Below are 11,984 nucleotides of genomic sequence, written 5' to 3' on the forward strand. Positions count from 1 at the left end.
CCGCAATCGCGATGCCCTCACCTGCGGTTTTGCGCGGTTCAGCATTTCCCTTTCACGCAATACCGTTCCACCCGCGCCATTTCCTCGTTACGTTCGCTCATGTTCACCCGAGACATTCACGCACGTAAGGAGAGGGAAATGACGGGCACCGGGACCTTCCCGCTCTCCGCGGAACAGCGGACGGTCTGGCTGCACAGCCAGACGCACGAGGACCCGTGCGCGTACATGCTCTCGGTGGCGCACCGGCTGACCGGCCCGCTGGACCCGGCCGCGCTGCGGATCGCCCTCGACGCGGTGATCGCCCGGAACGAGGCGCTGCGCACCGGATTCCGGCTCACCGCCGGCGGGCCGGTCCGGGAGGTACGGCCACCGGTGCCCTGCCCGGTGACGATCGACGAGGCACACGACGGCGAGGACCACGACGGCTGGATGCAACGGGTGTCCGCCGCGCCCTTCGACCTCGGACGGCCGCCGCTGCTGCGCGCCCACGTCCGCCTCGAGGGCCCGGACCGCGCGGTCCTGCTGATCCTCGTGCACCACCTGGTGTTCGACGGATGGTCCGTCGGGGTGCTCCTGGCGGAGCTGTCCGGCGCGTACCGATCGGCTACCGGCGGCGGTACCAGGGCGCTGCCGCCGCCGGTCCCCTCCCGGCGGCACACCGGCGAGCCGGACCCGGCCGTCCGGGACGCCAACGCACGCTACTGGGCCGGAACCCTGCTGTCCGGCCGCGACGCCGCGTTCGCCTTCGACGGCGCGCACACCGCCCCGGCCCGGCTGCCCGCCACGCCGTTCGCCCTCGGCACCGAGGCCACGGAGGCGGTGACCCGGCTGGCGGAGCTCCTCGACACCACCCGGTTCGTGGTGGTGGCCGCCCTGGTCACACTCGCCCTGTCCCGCCTGCACGGTGCCCGGCGGGTCGTTCTCGGCTATCCGGTGGCGGACCGCGGGCCCGAGGCAGAACACACCATCGGGCTGTTCCTGAACACCCTGGCGCTGGCCGTCGACGTCCGCGACGACATGTCGTTCGGCGAGCTGGCCGAGGCGGTCGAGGACGCCCACTTCGACGCGCTGGAGCACAGCCCGCTGGAGGGGGACCGGGTGGTGGCCGCGTCCGCCACGCCACGCGACCGGGCCGGGACGCCGCTGTTCAGCGTCCTGCTGGCCTTCCAGAACGTGCCGCCGGGCGCCCTGGACCTGCCGGGTGTCACCGCCCGCCGCATCCCGGGACCGCCGCGGCCCGCCGAGTTCGACCTGACCCTGGCGGTGGAGGCCACCGAGCCCCGGCTGGCCGGGCAGGTCGAACGCGACGGCCGCGCGGTGGGCGCCGGTGACGTGCGGCGGCTGCTCTCCGCCGTCGAGGTGCTGGCCGCGCGGGCCCTCGACGACCCGAAGCGGGCGGTCGGTGAGCTGTCGCCGCTCAGCGCCGCCGACCGGCGCCTCATCGGCACCGAGGTCCCGGCCGCTGCCGGCGGCGGCCTGCTGCACGCGCTGGTGGAACACCGGGCAGCCGTGGCCGGTGACGGCGTCGCCCTGATCGGCGGCGGACGGCGGCTGTCGCTGACCGACGTGGACACGGCGGCCTCCGCGCTGGCCGCCCGCCTGGCCGCCGCCGGGATCGGCCGCGGTCGCCTGGTCGGGGTGGCGATGGGCCGCTCCCCGGAGATGGTGGTGGCGCTGCTCGGCGTGCTGAAGGCCGGGGCCGCGTACGTCCCGCTGGACCCCGCCTACCCGGCCGACCGGCTGCGCCTGATGGTCGAGGACTGCCGCCCGGCCGTGATCCTCGCGGACACGCCGGTGGACTGGCCGGACGTGCCGCTGTGGACCGTGGACCTCGACACGACGGGGCCGGCGGACGTCCCGGATCCCGGCACCGGGCCGGACGATCCGGCATACGTGATCTACACGTCCGGGTCGACCGGCCGCCCCAAGGGGGTGGTGATCCCGCACCGCGCGGCCGTCAACGTGGTCCGGGCCTTCGGCACCCTGATCGGGTGCGGGCCGGAGGACGTCTTCCACGCGGTCACCAGCATCTCGTTCGACATCGCGCTGCTCGAACTCTTCTGGCCGCTGTCGGCCGGCGCCCAGGTCCGGCTGGGTTCCCCGCACACGCCGGGCGTCGACGGGACGACGGCCGGCGATCGTCCGGTCACCCACTTCCAGTGCACGCCGAGCCTGGCCACCTCGATCGCCGCCGACCCCGCCTGGCGCGAGCGCCTGCGCGGGCTCAAGCACTTCCTGCTCGGCGGCGAACCGGTACGCCCCGACCTGGTCCGCGATCTCCGCGACGCCGTCGGCGGCGAGATCTACAACGTGTACGGTCCGACCGAGGCCACCGTCTGGTCGAACGCCCGCCGGATCGAGGCCGTCGACGACGCCGCGCTGATCGGGCGGCCACTGCCCGGCTGTGCCGCGTACGTGCTGGACAGCGCGGGACGACTGGTGCCGCCGGGGGTGCGCGGCGAACTCTGCCTCGGCGGTGTCCAGCTGGCCACCGGCTACCTGGACCGGCCCGAGCTGACCGCGGAACGCTTCGTCACCGGCTGGTCCGCCGACCTTCCCGGGGTCCGCCTGTACCGCACCGGCGACGTGGTCTCGCTCGGCGGCGACGGCCTGTTCCGCTTCCACGGCCGCTCGGACGACCAGGTGAAACTGCGCGGCCACCGGATCGAGCTGGGCGAGGTCGAGGCGGCGCTGGCGGCACACCCGCAGGTCACCGCGGCGGCGGTGACCGTGGCCGGCACCCGGCTGGCCGCGTTCGTCACCGGCACCCCCGCGGACCTGCTCCCCTTCCTCCGGGAGCGGCTGCCCGCCGTGATGGTGCCCGCCACCGTGACCGTGCTGGACGCGCTGCCGCTCACCCCCAACGGCAAGGTGGACCGCCGGCGCCTCACCGCGCCCGTGGCCCGCGCCGAACCCAGCGGACCGGTCGCCACCGGCCCGCTGGCCCGGATCTGGAGTGCGGTGCTGAACGTGCCCGGCATCGACCCGCGGGCCACCTTCCCCGGATTGGGCGGTGACTCGCTCTCCGCCATCCGCGCGGTGGCCCAGGCCCGCGCCGAGGGCATCACGGTGTCCGCCGCCGACCTGCTGCGCGGTGTCCCCCTCGCCGACCTGGTGATCAGCCCGTCCGCCGCCCCGACGGCACCGGCCGCCGCCGGGCAGGACGTGCCGCTGCTGCCGATGCAGCACGACTTCTTCGCCCGTCCCCGGCCCGACCAGAACTGGGCGAACCTGGCGAGTCTGCACACCGTGGACGACCCGGACGCCGTCGCGGACGCGTTCCTCGCCGCCGCCGCACGCCACGACGCGCTGCGCCTGTCCTTCCACCTTGCGCACGGCTCCTGGCGGCAGTCGATGGGCGACCACCCCCGGGTGGAGGTCGCGACCGTGGCCGTCACCACGACGCTCACCGACGAGATCCGCCGGCAGCAGCGCACGCTCGACATCACCACCGGACCGCTCGCCAAGGCGGTGATCCTCCGGCCGCCGGGCGGCGCACCGGCCCGCGTCCTGCTGCTGGCCCACCACCTGGTGATGGACGCCTGGTCGTTCCGGTCGCTGCAGCGCGAGACCACCGACGGCCCCACGCCGGCGGGCGCCCCGGTCAGTGCCTGGGCCCGTCAGGTCGCCGCAGCAGCCGGGGATGCCGCGGTGACCGGCGGCGTGGAGTTCTGGGAGTCACTGGGCCTGCCGGACGTGCCACCGGTGCCGGCGGACGCCCCGCGCGGGCCGAACCTGGCCTCGTCGGCCCGGACCCTGGAGTACGTCCTGAACGCGGAGCACGTCCGGCCCAGCCGGGAACTGCTGCTCACCGCGTTCGCCGCGGCGTACCACGAGTGGAGTTCGCTGCCCGCCGTCGCGGTCCGGCTGCTGGACCACGGCCGGCACGGGCTGCCGGGGCACGGACCGCAGCACGGCACGGATCTGCACGGCACGGATCTGCACGGCACCGTCGGCTGGCTGTCCATCGACCACCCGGTGGTCCTGCCGACCCGTGCCCGCACCCGGGCGGCGCTGCTCGACACGGTCCACGAACGACTGCGGGACGTGCCGGGCCACGGGTACGGCTGGGGCATGCTGCGGCACCTCGCCGCGCCGGACGCCCGCCGCCGGATGCACGCGCTGCCCGCACCCGGGATCAGCGTCAACTACCTCGGCGCTCTCGACGGCGGCGGCGAGATCCCGGACGGCCGGTTCAGCCCGGACGAGGCACGCGGTGAGGCGTTCCAGGTCATCGCGTACGTGCGCGACGGCCGTCTCACGGTCACCCTGCGCTACAGCCACCACCTGCACCGCGAGCCGGACGCCCGGGCCCTCGGCGACGCGTTCGCCCGTCACCTGCGCTCGATGAGCTGAAGGGCACCACCATGGAACCCCGTACCTTCACCGCGTACCTCGCCGGGAACGGCCCGCTCGCCCGCGCCTGCGCCGAACACCTGCTGGACCACGGCCACACTCTGACCGGTCTGCTCACCGAGGACCCGGCACTGCACGAGTGGGCGTCGGCCCGCGGCCTGCCGGTCACCCGGTGGCGCGACTACCGGGCGGGCACCGGGGCGCCCCGGCACGACTACCTGTTCAACATCGTCAACTTCCGGATGATCCCCCGGCAGGTCCGCGCGGCCACCACCACGATGGCGATCAACTATCACGACTCGCTGCTCCCGGCGTACGCCGGCTATCACACCACCACCTGGTCGATCGCCGCCGGCGCCGCGACGCACGGCGTGACCTGGCACGACCTGGCCGGTCGGCTGGACGCCGGTGACGTGCTCGTGCAGCACCCCGTGCCGGTCACGGGCGACGACACCGCGTTCACGCTGAACACCCGCTGCTTCGAGGCCTCGGTCGCCTCGTTCGCCGAGCTCACCGGCCGGCTGGTGGACGGCACCGTCCGCCCCCGGCCCCAGGACCTGACCGCCCGGACGTTCACCAGCCTGCAGGAGCGCCCGGCCGGGGGTGGTGTCGTCGACTGGACCCGCGACGCCGCGACCGTCGACCGGTTCGTCCGGTCGCTGACCTTCGGTCCGACACTCAACCCGGTTGCCGCCCCGATGGCCCTCACCACCGGCGGGCAGCTGTTCGCCGTGGCGGATCCGCGCGTCACGGACACGCCGTCGGTGGCCGCGCCCGGAACGGTGCGGGCGGCCGACGGCGACCGGTTGATCGTCGCCACCGCCGACCGGGACGTGTCGGTGGTCCTGCGGCCGCTCACCGCCCTGACCGGGACCGTGCGGCCACCGGGCCGCCTTCCGGAGACCGGGGACCGGTTGCGCTCGCTGACCGGGACCGAGGCGGCGGGGGTACGCGACGCGCGCCGCGCCGTCGCACCGGGTGAACGCCGTGCCCTCGCCGGGCTGCTCACCAGCCTGCGTACGCTCACCGCCGGTCTCCCGGAACGCGCGGAGTTCCGGGCCGGCGGCCCCCGCGGCACGGCACTCACCCTGGAACCGGAGCTGCTCGCCGCGATCACCGGGCACGGATGGCACCCCGGCCACGCGGTGGCGACCGCCCTGCAGGTGGTGGCGGAGGGCTCCGGATGCGGGCCGGCCGAGCTGTGGTGGAGCACCCCCGGACTGCGCGCCCGGGCCGCGGGCAGCCACGGTGTCCTCGACGGACGGCTGATGACCGCGCTGCGGACGGATCTCGCGGACACCGCCGGCGCCGCGGTCCGCCGCACCACCGCACTCGTCGGCGGGCGGACCGCGCTGGGACCGCAGAGCCGGGACCTGGCGGACCGCAGCCCCGAACTGGCGGTCCTCGCGGGTCACGACCGCGCGAGCGTACCCCTGCTGGTCCTCGATCCCGGCCACGAAGCGCGAGCGGCGGCAGCGGGGCGGCGTCTCGCCCTGATCGCCGAGCCCGGTGATCCGGCCCGGTTCGCCTGGTGGACCGACGGCACCGCCGGCGCCGGACGCGACGCCGACCGGCTCGATGACCGCATCCGGCACTGGCTGCGCGCGGCGGTGGCCGCACCGGACGCCCCACTGACCGCCCTGCCGCTGCTCAGCGACGCCGACCGGCGGTTCGTCGACAGCGCCGCCGGCGCGGTCGTGGACACCCGCGGCACGAGCGCGGACGGCGGCGGTCTGCTGCACGGGCTGGTGGAACAGCAACGGGACGCGCACGGGCACCGGATCGCCGTGGTGGGCGCGGGCCGGGAACTCACCCTGGACGCCGTCGACGCGGCCGCCTCGGCGCTCGCCGCCCGCCTGGCCGCCGCCGGGATCGGCCGGGGCAGCCTGGTCGGCGTCGCGGTACGCCGGTCCCCCGAGCTGGTGGTGGCCCTGCTGGGCGTGCTCAAGGCGGGCGCGGCGTACGTGCCGCTGGACACCGGCTACCCGGCCGAACGGCTGCGGCTGATGGTCGAGGACTGCCGTCCGGCCGTGCTCCTGGCGGACACGCCCGTGGACCGGCTGGGCGTCCCGGTATGGACGGTGGACCTGGACACGACCGGTCCGGTCACCGTCCCGGATCCCGGTGTCACCCCGGACGACCCGGCCTACGTGATCTACACGTCCGGGTCGACCGGCCGGCCCAAGGGTGTGGTGATCCCGCACCGGGCCGCCGTCAACCACATGGTCTGGATGCGGGACGCGTTCGGCGTCGGGCCGGGCGACAGGGTGCTGCAGAAGACCCCGATCAGTTTCGACGCGTCGGTGTGGGAGTTCTTCGTCCCGCTCGCCGCGGGCGCCACCCTGGTCTGCGCCGGGGAGGACGAGCACCGCGACCCGGGACGGCTGCTGGCCCGGCTGCGCGACGCGCGCATCACCGTCGTGCAGCTCGTCCCGACCCTGCTGCGCGCCCTGCTCGACGAGGGCGGCCTGGACACCTGCACCGGGCTGCGGGAGGTGTTCGCCGGCGGCGAGCGGCTCGGCGCGGACCTGGCCCGCCGGTTCGCCGCCGTCTCGGGCGCCCGGCTGACCAACCTGTACGGCCCGACCGAGGCCACCATCGACGCGCTGTCCTGGAGTGTCACCGCGGACGACGGCCCCGGGGACCCGCCGATCGGACGGCCGGTGGCGAACGGTCTGGCGTACGTGGTGGACGCCGCGGGCCGGCTGGCACCGCCCGGGGTTCCGGGCGAACTGTGCCTCGGCGGCGCCGGTCTCGCCCTGGGCTACCTGAACCGGCCGGACCTGACCGAGGAACGGTTCGTCACCGCAGGGGTGGCCGAACTGCCCGGGGTGCGTCTCTACCGCACCGGCGACCGGGCCTCGCTCGGCGCGGACCGGTCGTTCCGCTTCCACGGACGCCTCGACGACCAGGTGAAGGTCCGCGGGCACCGGGTCGAGCTGGGTGACGTCGAGGCGGCGCTGCTGGCCTGCCCGGGTGTACGAACGGCGGCGGCGGTCGTCGAGGACGGCGCCCGGCTCGCCGCGTTCGTGACCGGCACCGGCCCCGGCCTGGCCGACGTGGTGCTGCGGTTCGTCCGCAACCTGCTGCCCCCGGTGATGGTCCCGTCGACGGTGACCGTCCTGGACGCGCTGCCGCTGGCCCCGAACGGCAAGGTCGACCGGCTGCGGCTGCGGGCACCCGCCGTCACCCCGGCCGCCGGTGACGGTCTGGCCCGGATCTGGAGCGAGGTGCTCGGCGTCGCGGCGATCGACCCGGCGGCCTCCCTGCACGACCTCGGTGCCGACTCGCTGCACCTGCTGCGGGTCCGCACCCTGGTCCGGCAGCGTCTCGGCGTCGACCTGCCGGTGGCCGAGTACTTCCGGCACCCGACGATCGCCGCCCAGACGGCGCTGCTGGATCGCCGCCGCCCGGCACCCCCGGCACCGCGGCCCCGCGCACAGCGGGATCACCACGGGGAGCCGATCGCCATCGTCGGGATGGCCAGCCGACTGCCCCGGGCCCGCACGACCGCGGACTTCTGGCAGGGCCTGCTGGACGGCACCGAACTGCTCTCCCCCGCCCCGGAACCCGCGAACGCCACCGCGGCCGGGGTCACCTACGTCGCGGCGCACGGCGAGGTGCCCGGGCACGACCGGTTCGACGCCGCGTTCTTCGGGTTCAGCACCGCCGAGGCCCGCCTGCTCGACCCGCAGCACCGGGTGTTCCTGGAGACCGCGTGGGAGGCGTTCGAGGACGCCGCGATCGACCCGGGCAGCGGTGCCGGACCGATCGGTGTCTTCGCCGGGAGCGGGCACAACGCGTACCTGCTGAACAACCTGCTGCCGGACCGGCTCCGCCTCGACCCGGCGTCCGGTCTCGCCCCGATGCTGGGCGGCACCCTGGAGGCGCTGCAGGTGCTCATCGCCGCGGAGAAGGACTTCCTCGCCCCGCGGGTCTCCTACAAGCTCGACCTGACCGGGCCCAGCATCACCGTGCAGACCGGGTGTTCCACCTCCCTGGTCGCCGCGCACCTGGCGGTCCGCAGCCTCCGGGCAGGCGAATGCGACACCGCCCTGGCCGGTGCGGTGTCGCTGCGGGTCCCCCAGGAGGACGGCTACCTGCACGAGAAGGGCGGGGTGGTCGCCGCCGACGGCCACTGCCGGCCGTTCGACGCGGCCGGTGACGGCACCGTGTTCACCGGTGGCGCCGGCTGCGTGGTGCTCAAACGTCTGCGGGACGCGGTCCGCGACGGCGACCGGATCCACGCCGTCATCCGGGGCAGCGCGGTCAACAACGACGGCGCCGAGAAGGTCGGCTTCTCCGCCCCGGGACTGCGCGGACAGTCCGCGGTCGTCCGCGCGGCCCTCGCCGACGCCGGGCTGACCCCGGCCGACATCGGGTACGTCGAGGCGCACGGCACCGCCACCCGGCTCGGCGACCCGATCGAGGTGGCGGCGCTGACCGAGGCGTACGACGCGCTGGCGCCGGACCTGCCCCGCGGGCGCATCCCGCTCGGTTCGGTCAAGGGCAACACCGGGCACACCGACACCGTCGCCGGGGTGATCGGGCTGATCAAGGCGGCCCTGATCGTCCGGACCGGTGACGTCCCCGCCACGATCAATTTCCGGCGGGCGAACCCGGCGATCGGGATCACCCGGACACCGTTCACGGTGGCGGCCCGGCGCCGGCGCTGGCGGTCCCCGGTGCGCCGGGCGGCGGTCTCCTCGCTCGGGGTCGGCGGCACCAACGCGCACATGGTCATCGAGCAGCCGCCGGTCCCGGCCGCGCACCGGCCGGTTCCCGGGCCGTACCTGCTGACCGCTTCGGCGCGTACCCCGCAGCAGCGTGCCGAACTCACCCGGCGGCTCGACGCGGTCCTGCGGGACGCGCCGTCCCCGACGGTCGCGGACGCCGCACACACCCTGCGCGCCGGGCGCCGCGGGTTCCCGCAGCGGGCCTACCGCCTCTCCGCCGACCACGACTGGATCACCGGCACGGCGGCGGCCGGCACCGGGACGGTGTTCCTGTTCCCCGGGCAGGGCGTGCAGTACCCGGGGATGGGACACGCGCTCTACCGGGACGAGCCGGTGTTCCGGCGCACGGTCGACCGGTGCGCCGCGATCCTGGAGCCGCTGACCGGCGTCGACGTGCGCCGGGCCATGGTTCCCGGCGCCGAAGGCCGTCGCCTGCTGGGGTCCACCCGGTACGCCCAGCCGGCCCTGTTCACCGTGATGTACGCCCTGGCCACCACCCTGCGGGACTGGGGTGTGCGGCCGGCCGCGACGATCGGCCACAGTGTCGGCGAGATCGTCGCGGCGACGGTCGCCGGGGTCTTCTCGGTGGAGGACGCCCTGCGGTTCACGGCGGTCCGCGGCCGGGCCATGCAGGACTGCCCGCCCGGCGCCATGCTGGCCCTGCGCGTGCCGGCCGCCGAGGTCCGGGCGGGCCTGCCCGCCCGGTTGTCGGTCGCCGCCGTCAACGGCCCGCGGGACACCGTCGTCGCCGGCCCCGCCGCGGAGCTGGCCCGGTACGCCCGGCGCTGCCGGGACCGCGGCTGGGCGGTGCACCGGCTGGCCGCCCGGCGGGCCTTCCACACCGCCGCGATGGCCCCCGCCGCCGCCGAACTGGCGGAACTGGCCGCCGGGATGAACCTGTCGGCGCCGGGCATCCCGGTGATCTCGACGGTCACCGGCCTGCCGCTGGGCGACGAGGCGGCCACCCCCGCGTACTGGGCCGGTCAGGCCGTCGCCCCGGTCCACTTCGACGCCGCGCTCGACCGCTGCCCGCCCGGCGCCGTCCTCGTCGAGGCCGGCCCCGGCCAGGTGCTGACCCGGCTGGCCGCCGCCCGGCGCACCGGCGGCGCCCGGGCGACGCTGATGGCCGGCGGCCCGAAGGACGAGCGGGCCGCCCTGCTCGACGGGCTCGGCAGCCTGTGGACCGCCGGGGCGCCGATCGCCTGGGACCGGGTCGCGAGTCTCGGCGGCGGCCGGGTGGTCTCGCTGCCCGGCTACCCGTTCGCCCAGGACCGGCACTGGCACGAGCCCTCGCGGGTGACCGGCGGCAGTGCCACGCTCGGCCTGCGGGTGTGGACCAGGACGGCCGTTCCCGAGGTCGCGTCCCCGCCGGACCTCTGCTTCACCGACGGTCGCCTGCCCGTCGGCGAGCGGACCGTCGTCGTCCGCCCCGGCAACGGTTTCCGCCGGACCGGGGACCGGAGCTTCGAGATCGACCCCGGCAGCGCGGACGACCACCGGCGGCTGTTCCGCAGCGTGCCGGCCCGGTCGGTGATGCACGGGTGGACGACCCCGGAGGCGCTGACCCTGGCGTACCAGGCCTGGCGCGACACCGCTCCGGCAGCGGAGAAGACGCTGGTCACGGTGGGCCGGGGAGCCTTCGCCGTGACCGGCACCGAGCGTCTCGAACCCATCGGCGCGGCGGTGGCCGCCCTGGCCACCGTGATCGGGCAGGAGGATCCGCTCACCCGCTGCGTCCATGTGGACCTGGACGACACCGCCGACACCGGCCTGCTCGGCCGGTTGACCGGCGGCACGGTGACCGGCCAGGTCGCCCTGCGCGGGCGGTTCCTCTGGGCACCGGAGGTACGGCCTGAGAACGTCCCGCCCGCTCCGGCCGCGGCCACCGGCGGCACCCACGTGATCCTCGGCGGTGGCGGACGGCTCGGGCTCCTCCTGGCCGAGGAGCTCGCCCGCCCGGGTGACGCGCGGATCGTCCTGGCCGGACGGTCCCTGCACACCGGGGAGCACCTGCGGGACGCGCTGGACCGGATCCGGGCCACCGGCAGCACGGTGCTCACCGCCGCGGTCGACGTCACCCGGCTCGACAGCCTCACCGCGCTGCTGGACGCGACGGTGTCCCGGTGGGGGCGGTTGGACACCGTCGTGCACGCGGCCGGGGTGACCGGGGCGGCCGCGACCACAGCGGTGGCGGAGACCGCTCCGGCGCGTACCGCCGAGATCCTCCGGCCGAAGGTCGACGGGGTGCGCAACCTGGCGACGGCCCTGAGCGGGCACGAGGCCGGCCGGGTCGTGCTGTTCTCCTCGACGTCGGCGGTGCTCGGCGGCCTGGGGCTGGGCGCCTACGCGGCGGCCAACGCCTATCTGGACGCTCTGGCGACCGACCTGTCCCAGCGGGGTGACACCCGGTGGCTGAGCCTGGGCTGGGACACCTGGCACGACGGCGGCGACCGGCCCTGCGAACCGCACGAACTCGCCGTGGAGCGGGCCCTCGCGGCCTTCCGCGCGGCGCTGGGCAGCACCGAACCGCACCTGCTGGTGACCGCCGCCGACTTCGGCGACCGCCGGCTTCGCTGGACCGCACCGGACGCCGCCCCGGCACCCGCACCCGCACCCGCACCGGCACCGGCACCGGCACCGGCGGACGGCGACGACATCACCCGGGTCCTCACCCACGTCTGGAGCGAGATCCTCGGCCACCCGGACATCGGTCCCCAGGACCGGTTCCGCGACCTCGGCGGCGACTCGCTCGCCGCCACCCGGATCGCCGCGCGCCTGCGGGTCCGCCTCGGGCACGACGTGCCGCTGCGCGCGGTGCTCAAGGCCAAGACCCTCACCGACATGGCCGACGCGGTGCGCGCCTGCGCACCCGCCCACTGAGATCGAAGGAGA

The 11,984-nt window shown here is 75.7% G+C and carries 2 protein-coding genes; both read left to right on the forward strand.

Features of this window, described 5'->3' with window-relative positions; all coding sequences use genetic code 11:
* Window positions 1-138: 138 nt before the first annotated feature.
* Window positions 139-4,356 carry a non-ribosomal peptide synthetase gene (locus WH85_RS20775; protein WP_045743586.1) on the forward strand — a complete coding sequence of 1,406 codons (4,218 nt, stop codon included), beginning with the start codon at window positions 139-141 and terminating at the stop codon, window positions 4,354-4,356.
* An 11-nt stretch (window positions 4,357-4,367) separates the two neighbouring features.
* Window positions 4,368-11,972, forward strand: a complete 7,605-nt coding sequence (locus WH85_RS47155; protein ID WP_052720578.1) for a type I polyketide synthase — start codon at window positions 4,368-4,370, stop codon at window positions 11,970-11,972.
* Window positions 11,973-11,984 lie beyond the last annotated feature (12 nt).

The sequence above is a fragment of the Actinoplanes rectilineatus genome (assembly GCF_000962825.1).
GTDB lineage: Bacteria > Actinomycetota > Actinomycetes > Mycobacteriales > Micromonosporaceae > Actinoplanes > Actinoplanes rectilineatus.

Coding starts and splice junctions, on each gene's coding strand:
- WH85_RS20775 (WP_045743586.1), top strand. CDS start 139: ATGACGGGCACCGGGACCTTCCCGCTCTCCGCGGAACAGCGGACGGTC.
- WH85_RS47155 (WP_052720578.1), top strand. CDS start 4,368: ATGGAACCCCGTACCTTCACCGCGTACCTCGCCGGGAACGGCCCGCTC.